Annotated in this window: 9 protein-coding genes; 8 read left to right on the forward strand and 1 reads right to left on the reverse strand. The window is 42.5% G+C overall.

Annotation, left to right across the window (positions count from 1 at the left end):
- Positions 1-56 precede the first annotated feature (56 nt).
- Entirely contained in the window at positions 57-1,574 is a 1,518-nt protein-coding gene (locus tag R2Q80_RS00485; RefSeq protein WP_316797702.1) for a glycoside hydrolase family 28 protein, read from the forward strand.
- A gap of 207 nt (positions 1,575-1,781) precedes the next feature.
- Positions 1,782-4,178 carry a TonB-dependent receptor gene (locus tag R2Q80_RS00490; protein WP_316797703.1) on the forward strand — a complete coding sequence of 799 codons (2,397 nt, stop codon included), beginning with the start codon at positions 1,782-1,784 and terminating at the stop codon, positions 4,176-4,178.
- Positions 4,179-4,185: 7 nt separating this feature from the next.
- On the opposite strand, the gene R2Q80_RS00495 is transcribed toward R2Q80_RS00490, so the two are convergent.
- A complete protein-coding gene (locus tag R2Q80_RS00495) occupies positions 4,186-4,644 on the reverse strand; it encodes a carboxypeptidase-like regulatory domain-containing protein (RefSeq protein ID WP_316797704.1) in 459 nt (152 codons plus the stop codon).
- Positions 4,645-4,975: 331 nt separating this feature from the next.
- Here R2Q80_RS00495 and R2Q80_RS00500 point away from each other — a divergent pair, with 331 nt between their 5' ends.
- The 6 genes from R2Q80_RS00500 to R2Q80_RS00525 all read left to right on the forward strand — a co-directional run bounded on the left by R2Q80_RS00500 (position 4,976) and on the right by R2Q80_RS00525 (position 13,045).
- Positions 4,976-5,653 carry a response regulator transcription factor gene (locus R2Q80_RS00500; protein WP_316797705.1) on the forward strand — a complete coding sequence of 226 codons (678 nt, stop codon included), beginning with the start codon at positions 4,976-4,978 and terminating at the stop codon, positions 5,651-5,653.
- Positions 5,650-6,900, forward strand: a complete 1,251-nt coding sequence (locus tag R2Q80_RS00505; RefSeq protein ID WP_316797706.1) for a HAMP domain-containing sensor histidine kinase — start codon at positions 5,650-5,652, stop codon at positions 6,898-6,900. Before R2Q80_RS00500 ends, R2Q80_RS00505 begins: the two co-directional genes overlap by 4 nt.
- A gap of 62 nt (positions 6,901-6,962) precedes the next feature.
- Positions 6,963-7,790, forward strand: coding sequence for a phosphatase PAP2 family protein (locus tag R2Q80_RS00510; RefSeq protein ID WP_316797707.1), 828 nt, complete (start codon positions 6,963-6,965; stop codon positions 7,788-7,790).
- Positions 7,791-7,839: 49 nt separating this feature from the next.
- Positions 7,840-9,087, forward strand: a complete 1,248-nt coding sequence (locus tag R2Q80_RS00515) for a TolC family protein (protein WP_316797708.1) — start codon at positions 7,840-7,842, stop codon at positions 9,085-9,087.
- Positions 9,087-10,010, forward strand: coding sequence for an HlyD family efflux transporter periplasmic adaptor subunit (locus R2Q80_RS00520; protein ID WP_316797709.1), 924 nt, complete (start codon positions 9,087-9,089; stop codon positions 10,008-10,010). The genes R2Q80_RS00515 and R2Q80_RS00520 overlap by 1 nt, the downstream gene beginning before the upstream one ends.
- A 2-nt stretch (positions 10,011-10,012) precedes the next feature.
- On the forward strand, positions 10,013-13,045 hold the full coding sequence (locus tag R2Q80_RS00525; RefSeq protein ID WP_316797710.1) for an efflux RND transporter permease subunit: 3,033 nt from the start codon (positions 10,013-10,015) through the stop codon (positions 13,043-13,045).
- Positions 13,046-13,114 lie beyond the last annotated feature (69 nt).

Genomic DNA, 13,114 nt, shown 5'->3' on the forward strand with positions numbered 1-13,114 from the left:
AAATGCTTACGGTATATGCCGAAAAAAAATATAAACATGGCAAGAGCAACAAAAATATGATAAACAGGACAGTCATATCGATACTATTCTCGTGCTTAATAACCACCGTATCCGCCCAGAAAAATTACAATATTGTGCAATACGGGGCTAGAGTAACAGCATTGAACAATGCAGTTTATATCCAGAAAGCAATTGATCTAGCCTCCAGCAAAGGTGGGGGAAAAGTTATTGTTCCAACTGGCAATTTTGTTACCGGCCCGCTTTTTCTCAAAAATAATGTAGAGCTCCATTTAGCTGCTGGTGCTGTTTTACTTGGGAGCACGCACAGATTGGATTACGCTACAGGGAAAATGGCTGTATTGAATGCTTTCGGGCAGAAAAACATTTCAATTAGCGGAAAGGGAACCATCAATGGACAGGCGCATGAACTGTTAATTAACATGTTTGAACTTTTGCGAGGCGGTAAACTTGTTGACTCACTTTATTTATCAAAGCGACCGCAGGAGTCAAACAGGCCAAACCTTGTTTTTTTTAAAGATTGTTCAGGTATCAAAGTAACGGGCATTACTTTAAAAGACGCGGCAAGCTGGGTTCAGAATTATAAAGAATGTAATGGTATCGTGATCGACAGTATAACAGTCTTGAGCTCGACATACTGGAATAATGATGGGCTGGATATTGTAGATTGTAAAAACGTTCGTGTAACCAACAGCTATTTCAATTCTGCAGATGATGCTATATGTTTAAAATCTGAAATAGCAGGTGGATTATGCGAAGACATTTGGGTGGAAAACTGTATCATGCGTTCCTCAGCTAATGGCTTCAAGATAGGAACCGGCTCACTTGGCGGGTTTAGAAACATTACTGCTAAAAATTTAACTGTATTCGATACTTATCGTTCAGCGGTAGCATTGGAAACGGTAGATGGTGGATTTCTTGAAAACATCAAAATCAGCCATATACGAGGAAAAAATACAGGAAATGCCATATTCGTAAGACTTGGGCACAGAAACAAAGACGAGCGTTATAGTTCAATAAAAAATGTCTTGATTGAGGATCTCATTGTAGAAGTGCCATCAGGTAAGCCTGATATCGGCTATCCATTGGAAGGGCCACCTCCTAAAGTTGCTCCCCATAATCTGATACCGGCATCGATTACCGGAATTCCGGGACACCTGGTAGAAGATGTTACACTCAAAGATATTCAGATCAGTTACGGTGGAGGCGCAGACAAAAACAAAGCATTTATTAGTCTGGATTCTTTAGGCCAGGTTAATGAGAATATCAATGGCTATCCCGATTTCAACATGTTTGGTGAACTCCCTTCCTGGGGATTGTATGTCAGACATACGGCAGGAATCAAATTGGAAAACATCAAAATCATGCTGAAAGGGAAAGATTTCCGTCCGGCAATCATATTTGATGATGTAAATGGACTCATGATGCACAAAGTGTCTATCCCGGAAAACAGCCCTCTTCCCGCTATGGTATACCGGGATGTACAAAGAATATCAGTTTCCGATATCCATGTGCCAAATGTGGATGGTGCCATTGTAACGAAAAATAATTTCTGACTACACGCATTGTCTTAATCACATTTGCAGTCCGGCTATTTAGAAAGAGCTGATCAGTAGTATGAACGCCTTAGTTAAGATTAAATATCAATATTTTAGTGCGAAAATAATTTTTTATTTAGCATATTTAAAGGTTGGGTGATAATTAGACTAATTATAAATAAGTTGCTACTTTTGACCTGCTAAAACAAATTAGAAACTTATTTAATGAAACCTTTACATGCAATTTTATGGGCCTGCTTATTACTTGCAGGATTTAGTTCTTCCGCACAAAATTTTGGAAATATTACAGGGAAAGTTACCCTGGTTGATGGACAGCCTTACGCTTCTGCTTCAGTATCCATCGTTCAGCTAAAGAGAAGCACCTTAACTGATGAGCAGGGCGACTACACTTTTAAAAATGTAATGCCCGGCAACTACACAATCCGCATTCAGGTGTTGGGGATGGCGCAAAAAGATATTATGGTTAAGGTAAGTGCTAAAGATACCGTTGTGGTCAATTACCAGTTAGAAAGAGAAAACGTTCAGGCATTACAGGAAGTAACAGTTGCGGGGAATACCAATAGGTTTACCCAAAAGGAATCTGTTTACATTGCCAGGTTACCACTAAAGAACCTGGAAAATCCGCAGGTTTACAATTCGGTACCAAAAGAGCTTTTTCAGGAACAAATGGCAGTCGATTTAGGCAGTATAGCTAAAAATGTGCCGGGTGCTGGTATTCCGATGATTGCCAATCAGGGAAGGGTAACTTTCCGCTCCCGTGGCTTTGATACCGAACCAAATGCAAGAAATGGTGTGGCGGGTGCGGCGTTTTCATTTATAGATCCGGCAAACCTTGAAAGAATTGAAGCCATTAAGGGGCCTTCGGCAACCTTGTTTGGTAACAGCATTGCCAGCAGTTACGGCGGCTTGTACAACCGTGTAACCAAAAAACCTTACAATGGTTTTGGCGGCGAAGTGGGTTATACCGCAGGTAGCTGGAACTTAAACCGGTTAACAGTTGATGTAAATACGCCGATTAATGCCGACAGAACAGCCTTATTCAGGTTGAATGGTGCTACAACCTGGGAACATAGTTTTCAGGATTTGGGTTTTACCAATAGTGTGAGCGTAGCCCCAAGTTTTTCGTATCAGATTAATGATCGGTTATCCTTATTACTCGATGTAGAATTTGGTCAGGCCAAAGGTACTTCCGTGGTGAGGTTAAATCCTTACGTTGCCGTTCCGACGGGTCAAACAGAGGTAATCCGCTCAATTGCTGATATTGGGTTTCCGTATAATAAAACCTTTTTAAGTAACGATTTGACTTATCGCACGCAGATGATGAATATTTTTGGTCAGATCAATTACAAAATATCGGAAGAGTGGACCTCCCAAACCATTGTATCCCGTGCCCGTTCATCTATCAATGGCGACATCACCGCTTTGAATGGAAGAACGGAAACCACGATCCGTCCGAATGTGATTGTTGGTTATACCCAGTTCATCGCTACAGATATCCAACAGAACTTTATTGGTGATTTCAAAATTGCAGGCCATAGAAACCGCATTGTTGCCGGGTTGGATTATTACAATAACTGGAATGACTTTGATCGTGTGACGGTTAACTTGCCGGATGTTGACTTCATCAATACCCCTTCAACTTACCGCGTTAGCCAGTTTAAGGTCGATTCACTCACTTCAAGAGGAACGCTGCGCAAAGAATATAACAGAGACAATACCTACTCTGCTTATGTATCGGATGTATTTAATGTTACTGAACGCCTGAGTGCCATGATGAGTATACGCATTAACCGTTTTCAGTATAAAGGTGTTTATAATATTTCTACAGGGGTAACTTCAGGTGGCTTAAGTGGTGCTGGCGTTCAAACAGGTCCATATGCACAAACCAGCTGGTCGCCGAAATTTGGTTTGGTCTATGAAGTTTACAAAGACCACGTTTCATTGTTCGGTAACTATATGAATGGGTTCTTCAATAAAAGCGGCATAAAGAAAGACGGCAGCCCGTTTGAGGCGGAGTACGCCGATCAGCTGGAGTTTGGTGCCAAGGCCGACATTTTCGATCATAAATTGGTTGGAACTATAAGTTACTACGATATTAAAGTGAAAAATATTTTACGTCCGGATCCCTCTGATCCGGTAAATTACCAGATACAGGATGGGTCTCAGCTAAGCAGGGGGGTAGAGGTGGAGTTAACCGCTAATCCACTTGCCGGATTGAACATTGTTGCGGGCTATGCCTATAACGACAGTAAGGTTACCGATGCAAGTGATATCAGAAATAACGGATTACGTCCGGGGCAATCAGGTCCACCTACTACCGTAAACTTTTGGGTAAGCTACAGATTCCCGATGGGCAAATTAAAAGGTTTTGGTGCTGGGCTTGGTGGAAACTATGGTGATATGTCTTATTACACCAATACCTACAACTCCAAATTCATCATCCCTGAATACAAGATCTTCGATGCCAGCCTGTTTTATGATAATGAAAAGTTCCGCATCGGTTTCAAGGTAGATAACCTAACCAGTGAAAAGGCATGGTCGGTGAGGTTAACACCGCAGGCACCTGCCAGATTCACCGGAAACTTAACACTGAAATTCTAATTACATCCTAAGCCTTCCGGTAAATTGTTTTATCAATCTTATTCTCAATAATCGGGGGTCTCGCGGTAACTGTAACCGACTGCAACTGATCTACGTTAGATTCGAGCATAATGGTTCCGAGTTTTACCGTTGAGGAGGATAAAATTACAGGCTCGAAAACCTTTTGTTTGTAACCAATAAAATCTATGGTGATTTTGTACGTGCCTGCCGGAATTCCGCTAATGGTAAAGTTTCCCTTGGCATCTGAGCTGATTCCTCCTACAACTGTTTTGGTGCCGGGTTTGAAAAGGGTAATGGTTGCGAAATCTACAGGTTCTTTTGTCGAAATATCGAGAACCGTTCCGGTCACTTTGCCTTTCCACCTGGCAATTGGGCCTGGGCAGATAGGTAGAAAAAAAATACTAAGAATAAAATCGAAAAATAACGCATGTAATCGGATTAAATGAATATGGCAAATATCCGCCATGATTCTGTTGCAAAACTGAAGAAGGGTTTAGCCCAGGTATCATCACCAATTGTAATGTAATCATTACAACGTTGCGCATAATTTGTGTTCACAAATAATTTAGCCAGTTAGCTACAGATTTTCTCCAGAATTGAAGTTTACTATTGTCGTGAAATTAAATAAACTATGGATTACCAAATTAAATTCACAAATGCTTTCCATTAATGAATGCTACGATGATTTTGGTAAGAACATATTCCAGGCAAAAAAAGAGCTGAATACTAAAAGCTGAAAACCTAATAGCTTTACAAAAGTAATTATTACCTATTTTTGAACTGAACATTTAGCATAAATGAAAATTTTAGTTATAGAAGATGAACCTGCATTGGCAGAAAGTATTTTGTCGTATTTTAAGGGAGAGGGGAATGTTTGCGAACATGCAGCTAACTTCGATTCTGCAACCGAAAAAATCGAACTGTATACTTATGACTGCATTCTGTTAGATCTTGGGTTACCAGGAGGTGATGGGCTGCAATTGCTTTCAAGAATAAAGGAACTGAATAAAAAGGACGGGGTGCTGATTATTTCCGCACGGCACTCTCTTGATGACAGGCTATCAGGCCTGGATATGGGAGCAGATGATTATCTGGTCAAGCCATTCCACCTTTCGGAGCTTAAATCCAGGGTAAGCGCTATCGTTCGTCGCAAGAATTTTGACGGAGGTAATATCATCATTTTCAATGAATTAAAAATTGATGTAGCAGCAATGAAAATTACTGCTAATGAAAAGCCTGTCGTGCTAACAAAGAAGGAATTTGATCTGTTGATCTACTTTCTATCCAATAAAAATAAGGTAGTTACAAAGAATGCTATGGTAGAGCACCTGTGGGGAGATGAAATGGATTTGTCAGATGACTTTGATTTTATCTATACCCATGTTAAAAACCTGAAGAAGAAGCTTGCAGAAGCTGGAGCGGGTGATTATTTGCGCTCTGTGTATGGAATTGGGTATAAGTTTTCTGACACATGAAGTTATCAGCGCACTACAACAGGGTAAATATCCTCACTTCCATGATCATCTTGGTGATCACCGGGATAATCTATTATATTTTTATACACCTCATCCTCACCAATAAACTGGATAAAGACCTTGCGGTGGAAGAAAATGAAATCCGTCAGTATACCAATACTTTCAAGAAACTTCCCCTGCCTGCAACTTATTTTGATCAGCAGGTATCCTACCGTCCTGCAACGCAGGATAGTGCCGCGATCCGGGATTTTAGCTATACCACATACTACAATTCCAAGGAGAAAGAAGAGGAGCCGGGAAGAATGTTGCTGACCACGGTTAAGCTTAAAGGGAAAACCATATTGGTCACGATTATCAAATCGAGAGTAGAGTCAGAAGATTTGGTACGGGTAATCCTGTTGATTACGCTGGTGATTACCGTAGTGCTATTGGGAACGCTTTTTTTGATCAACAGGCTTTTCCTCAAAAGGCTCTGGCAACCTTTTTATAATATCCTTAAAAGAATGAAGAACTTCGAGGTGACCAGGATGGAGCTTGTGGGTCCGGAACCGAGCCGTATTGACGAGTTCGAGGAGCTCAATCAATCGGCCAATGCCATGGCTGAACGGGTAAGGCAAGATTATAAGGAACTAAAAAGTTTTACCGATAATGCCTCGCATGAGATGATGACGCCATTGGCGGTGATCAATTCAAAGCTTGATTCGTTGCTTCAGACAGAAGACTTCACCGTGGAGCAGGGCGCGCTTCTGGAAGATATCTACCAGGCGACCGGAAGGTTGTCCAGACTTCACCAGTCTTTACTCTTACTCGCTAAAATAGAGAATAACCTGATTGCTGATATGCAACAGGTTGATTTAAAAGAGCTGATTATGCAGAAGGTAAAACAGTTTCAGGAAATTTTCGAACGTGATGGACTAACTGTAAAAATCAGCCTTGAGGAAAAAACAATCGACATGAGCAGATATCTTGCCGATATACTATTGAACAATTTGTTCAGCAATGCCGTTAGGCACAATATCAAGGGAGGAAATATTGTTGTAGACCTTTCCCCAACCCGGCTCGTAATCTCCAATACAGGGAGGGCTAATGACGATACAGCAAGGCTATTCGAGCGTTTCTCCAAATCATCCGAATCTGAAGGGATGGGGTTAGGTTTGGCCATTACCAAGCAGGTATGCAATCTCTATGGATATCAGATTGATTATAAGCAGGAAGCTGAATTGCATTATTTTTCGATCTCTTTTTAGTACGAACACCGAACTACAGAATTCCTACATAATTGGATTATAGTTTTGATAAAAAAAAGACTATGAAACAGATTTTAGGACGTTTCTTATTGGCGTTCGGCAGCTTATTTACGTTGATCATGCTGCTCGTAACAGCATCATTAAGCACTTTCGCTCAACGTATAGATTCGGCTGATGTGGGCGGTAAAACTGATTCCACAGGCCGGTGGTATTCAGCTAAAACAATCCCTAAAAATAAGTTCAGGCCTGTGGTATTTATTGCTCCCGCCGTTTTGATGGGGTATGGATTTGCCGCGGTTTACGATAAAGGCGCTTTGAAACAACTCGATTTAAGCACCAAAGATGAGCTGCAGGAAGATCATCCCTTGTTTGCTGCACACGTTGACGACTATGTTCAATTTGCTCCCGCTGCTGCGGTTTATGCTTTAAACCTTTCAGGAATAAAAGGCAAACATAATCTCTTCGATGCATCTTTGCTGTATGTTACCTCGGCAGCAATTATGGGGGTTTCAACTCATTTCGTAAAGCAGGGTGTAGCTAGAATGCGGCCTAATCTTTCGGCAAATAATTCATTCCCTTCTGGCCATACCGCATCGGCATTTATGGCTGCCGAATTTCTACATCAGGAGTATAAGGATGTAAATCCATGGATCGGTTATGCCGGTTATTTTGTGGCAACCGCAACGGGCACACTCAGAATGTATAACAATAAACATTGGTTTAGCGACGTAGTAGCCGGAGCGGGCTTTGGTATCGCATCCACAAAAATTGCCTATCTGATCTATCCTTATATGAAACAGCTATTCAATAAAAAGCAAGACAGCAAGTTCACCTTAATGCCCTATTATCAGTCAGGAGCATCAGGACTAATGCTTTCCGGACGTTTTTAGTCTCATGATCACCTATCGAACCGGCATCCGGTACGGAAATTAATGTTAAATGAATACCATCTTAAAATACTGTCTGTTGCTTCCGTTGAGCTGTCTGGCTACACTGGCGTTGGCGCAGGAGCCAGGGAGAAGCCTCGATTTCTATTTGCGCCAGGCAAAAATTTCCAGTCCGCTGCTAAAAGACCTGGAAAACCAACGCAAGACTGCGGTTATAGACAGCATGATGGTGAAGGCCACAGCCAAACCGCAAATAACCGGAAGCTCAAGTGGCTTGTACGCACCCATCATTCACGGTTATGGTTATGATGAGGTGATAACCAATGGACAATCGCTGGATGCATTATTGAACGTGAACTACGATCTGTTGAACAAAAAGCGGATACAAAATCAGTTACAAGCCGTTAAAATCCAGGTTGATTCCATCAGGTACGCTACACAGCTATCGACTTTTGATTTAAACCGTTCTATAGCAGATCAATATATTCTGGCTTTTGCCAGTCAGGATCAGGTAGACTTTAATAGCGAGGTGGTTAAACTACTGCAAAAGGAAGAAACCATACTCAAAACCCTGACCAGAAGTAATGTTTATAGGCAATCTGATTATTTAACCTTTCTGGTTACCCTGCAGCAGCAGGAATTGAGCCTGAAACAGGCCTCTTTACAGTTTAAAAATGATCTTGCCACATTAAATTATCTTGCTGGCATTTCCGATACTTCATCGGTTAGGCTGGATCAGCCTAAGCTTGATGCGGATGGCCTATATGCGCAAACCAGTTTTTTTAAGCGGAAATTTGAGCTCGACAGTTTAAAAAACGAAAACCAGCGAAGTGCAATAGACCTGAATTATAAACCAAAACTAGGCGTGTACGCGAATGGAGGCTATAGTTCTTCACTGGTATTGCAGCCTTACAAGAATTTCGGGGCTAGCGTAGGCTTTACCTTCTCCGTTCCCATATACGATGGACATCAAAAAAAGATGCAGTACAGTAAACTTGATCTGGCATCACAGACGATAAATAATTACCGCGACTTTTTTAGGCGGCAACAAACACAACAGCTTATTCTGATTAGTCAACAGATTACCCAAACCGATGCGCTATTTGCGAAGATTAATGACCAGATCCGTTTCAGCAAAGGACTTATCGATGTGGATGCCAGACTGATGCATACCGGAGATTTGCGTGTTGCTGATTTCGTAATCGCCATCAACAACTATATGTCTGCTCAGAATCTGCTCAGGCAAACCACCATCAACCGGTTAAAACTGATCAATCAATTCAACTACTGGAACCGATAATGAATAAATATTTCAAATTGATTTATGGTGGCCTGGCTGCCCTGATCACCCTTACTTCCTGCAACGCCGATCCGGACGCAGAAACGGATGTCCCATCACCGGTTACGCCGGTGCAGGTAACCCATGTTGCTGACAGTTCGCTATCAGAATATGTGGAACTTTCGGCAGTATCTGCCTATCTGGAAAAGAGTTTTGTTAAGGCCAATATCAATGGGTACATCGAAAAGGCCAATACAACTACAGGGCAAAAAGTAGGTGGCGGTCAAAAACTCTTTACCTTGATTACCAAAGAAGCAAGGTCAATAGGCAATACTGTGAATAAGCTCGACCCGGGCTTTAAGTTTTCCGGAATCTCGATCATCAGGGCAGAACAGGGCGGAATTATCGTTCAGGTGAATCACCAGAAAGGGGACTATGTACAGGATGGTGAAGCCCTTGCCACCATCAGTAACCGCAATAGCCTTGTGTTTTTATTGGATCTTCCTTATGAGCTAAACCAGATCATTAAACAGAATGGAAACCTAACCGTGATGCTGCCGGATGGAACTTCGCTTCCTGGCGCAGTATCAGGCACGATGCCAGCAGTGGATTCGTTAGCACAGACCCAACGTTATATTATCAAAGTGCCTGCTGGAAAGGATATCCCCGAAGGATTGATTGCGAAAGTAACGCTAAGCAAGCTTAGCCATTCCAATGCCCAGGTACTGCCGAAATCTGCCATTCTTGCCAATGAGACTGAAGATGAATTCTGGGTAATGAAGCTTATCAACGATTCAACGGCAGTAAAAGTAAAGGTTAAAAAAGGTATTGAGAACAGCAGGATAACTGAAGTTTTAAGCCCCAGATTTTCAAAATCAGACCGGATTATCACTTCCGGAAACTACGGGATTGCGGATACTGCAAAGGTTAAAATACAGCAATAGCAATGAAGAATTTTTTCATTTCCCATCGAAACCCGATCCTCGCGGTACTGGTGATTATCCTGGCAGGCGGCATGTATTCTTTTCAGCAGTTGAAAACGGGATTATTTCCCGAAATCACCTTTCCGAAGATCAAGATTATTGCCGACGCTGAACTTCAGCCCGTTGATAAAATGGTGGTTACGGTAACGCGTCCACTTGAAAATGCAGTGAAACAGGTGCCCGATCTGAAATTGGTTCGAAGTACCACCAGCAGGGGAAGTTGCGAACTCTCTGCTTACATGAATCCTGGTGCCGACATCAATCTGAGCCAGCAGCGGATAGAAGCGCAGATTGCGAAAATTAGTGCTACGCTTCCGGCAGGGGTAAATATATCGGTCGAAAAAATGAATCCTTCCATATTGCCCGTAAGTGGATACAGTTTGGAAAGTCATAACTATTCGGCTGCAGAGTTGAAAAAGATAGCGACCTATACCGTTAAGCCTTTCCTTTCTCAGGTGGAGGGCGTGTCGGAAATCCGGGTAATCGGTGGAAAAAATAAAGAATACTGGCTGGAACCCGATGTTGAGAAAATGCAAACACTGGGCATTACTCCCGATCAGATCAGTGCTGTACTTTCGCAAACCAACTTTATAAAATCAAATGGCTACTTATCAGATCACAATTATCTGTATCTATCGGTTACAGATGCAACAGTAAAAACTAAGGCTGATCTGGAAGAACTGGTTTTGGCCAGAAAGGGGAACCGTACGGTAAAAGTAAGTGATGTGGCTAAGGTGAGTATTCAGCAAAGCGTAGAATACACCAGAATCAATGCCAATGGAAGGGATGGTATTCTGATCGCCGTTATTAAACAGCCTAACGCCAACCTGGTCGACCTTTCAAGTCAAATGGCAGCAAAAGTAAAACAGCTTGCCGCTATTCTTCCTGCAGGTGTAGCTGTTAAGCCTTACTACGTTCAGGCAGATTTTGTAAATGAATCGGTGAAAAGCGTTCGCGATAGCCTGTGGATCGGGCTTGTGCTTGCGATTATCGTGGCCATTATCTTCTTAAAGTCTTTTAAAGCCAGTGCAACAATTCTCCTCACCATCCCTGTAACGCTGTGTTTAACGGTAATCGTGCTTTACTTTATTGGTTATTCGCTGAATATTATGACGCTGGGTGCCATTGCTGCTGCGATAGGGTTAATTATTGATGATGCCATTGTAGTGGTGGAGCAGATTCACCGAATACATGAAGAGCATCCTGATGAGCCTACTGTGCCTTTACTTGGCAGGGCAATTCACTACCTTTTTCCAGCTATGCTTGGCTCATCAATCAGTACCATTGTGATCTTTGTGCCTTTCATATTGATGACAGGCGTTGCGGGTTCCTATTTTCAGGTGATGACCAATACCATGATCATTACCCTGGTCTGCTCATTTTTTGTCACCTGGATCGGACTTCCCGTGATCTACTTGCTTCTCACCAGGGATGCGCACAAAAACGCATCAGGAAAACAAGCACTTGTGCATGAAGTAAAGCCCCAAAATTGGGTTCGTTACTTTATTCAACGGCCGTATATCAGTTTAATCTTTATCCTGGTGCTCATTGCCTCCATTTTCCTGGTCTTGCCTCGCTTACAAACCGGCTTTCTGCCTGAAATGGATGAGGGCAGCATTGTGCTCGACTATGCTTCTCCGCCGGGAACCTCACTGGAAGAGACCGACAGGATGTTGAAGGAGGTAGAAAAAGAAATAGTGAAGATTCCCGACGTTCAGGCGTATTCAAGGAGAACCGGCACACAGATGGGCTTCTTTATCACGGAACCGAATACCGGAGATTACCTGATCCAATTAAAACCAGACAGAAAGAAAACGACAGATGAGGTGATTGCGGATATCAGAACACATATCGAAAGCACGCAACCAGCACTAGTAGTTGATTTTGGTCAGGTGATAGGCGATATGCTGGGTGATTTGATGAGTGCTACCCAACCCATTGAGATCAAGATTTTTGGAAACGACCAAACGAAACTACAAGGCCTGTCCAGGCAGGTAGCAGATTTGGTGTCCAAAGTAAGTGGCACGGCCGATGTTTTTGATGGCATCGTACTTTCAGGTCCGACGGTAAATATACAACCTGATTTTAGCCTCCTTGCCCAATATGGGATCACTCCGGCTTCTTTTCAACTACAGGTGCAAACGGCGATGCAGGGAAACCTGATCGGGGATCTTTATGATAAGCAGCAGCTTTCATCCATCAGAATGGTTTATCCTGGAAGCCGGAAGTTTAGTATTGCTGACATTTCCAGACAGAAGGTTTTCTTGCCCAACGGATCTGCAATCCCCATTCACAACCTGGCTAAAGTAGATTTAAAAGAAGGCAGCGCAGAGGTGGAACGGGAGAATCTGCAAACGATCGGTGCCATTACAGCCAGGCTGGATAACCGGGATTTGGGCAGTGTGATGAAAGACATCCAGGCCGCCGTCAACGCTAAAGTAAACCTGCCCTCAGGCTATCATATTGAATATGGTGGTGCTTATAAAGAACAGCAGCAATCATTTTCTCAGTTGCTGACGATATTGATTGCTTCCAGTTTGCTGGTGTTTAGTGTGATCCTATTTCTTTTTAAAGATTTTAAAATTGCTTTCCTGATCCTGCTGATTGCTGTTTTGGGTATTTCAGGTAGCTATGTGGCGATGTTTCTAACAAATACGCCACTAAATGTAGGCAGTTATACCGGGCTGATCATGATTGTAGGAATCATTGGCGAGAACGCCATATTTACTTTCCTGCAGTTCAAAGAGTCGCTCATACATAAATCGGTAGATGATTCCATTACTTTTGCCATCTCCACCCGGCTTAGGCCGAAACTGATGACTGCGCTGGGTGCTATAATTGCCCTGATGCCACTGGCATTGGGAATAGGTGCTGGCGCACAGCTCCATCAGCCTTTGGCAATTGCGGTGATCGGTGGTTTTATCGTAGCCTTGCCATTGCTGCTTATTGTGCTGCCAAGTATGATCGGTAAATTTTATGCAGAGGGGAAAAGCTGATCTGCTTTTTTTCTTTATAATACGGCTAAAATTGTCTATCTATTCCTTTCAATCCAACCAATTAATATT

The sequence above is a fragment of the Pedobacter frigidisoli genome (genome assembly GCF_032678525.1).
In the GTDB taxonomy this organism is placed as follows: domain Bacteria; phylum Bacteroidota; class Bacteroidia; order Sphingobacteriales; family Sphingobacteriaceae; genus Pedobacter; species Pedobacter frigidisoli_A.